Here is a 220-nt window from a genome sequence, read left to right as displayed (position 1 = left end):
GACCGCCCTGGGAATTAAGGTCATCTGGGTCGATGCCGTCACCATCGAGCAGGTCGCAGATGCATTGCGTCAACTTGCGCCATGGAGTCCCAAGCCTGAACAGGCAAAGCAAGCAGCGCAAACCCTGCTTGATGAGTATGCTTTACTAAAGTCTCAGTATGCCAACAAACCTAAAAAACGTGTGTTTCTCCAGTTTGGCGCAAATCCTCTATTTACCAGT

At 50.0% G+C, this 220-nt stretch carries 1 pseudogene; it reads left to right on the top strand.

Features of this window, described 5'->3' with window-relative positions:
* Window positions 1-220, top strand: a pseudogene (locus FDX22_RS00590) (vitamin B12 ABC transporter substrate-binding protein BtuF); the annotation flags it as partial.

This window comes from Citrobacter sp. TBCS-14, assembly GCF_005280805.1.
GTDB classification, from domain to species: domain Bacteria; phylum Pseudomonadota; class Gammaproteobacteria; order Enterobacterales; family Enterobacteriaceae; genus Citrobacter; species Citrobacter gillenii.
The sequence above is the reverse complement of the archived record's forward strand: the minus strand, read 5'-3'. Positions and strand labels throughout refer to the sequence as shown.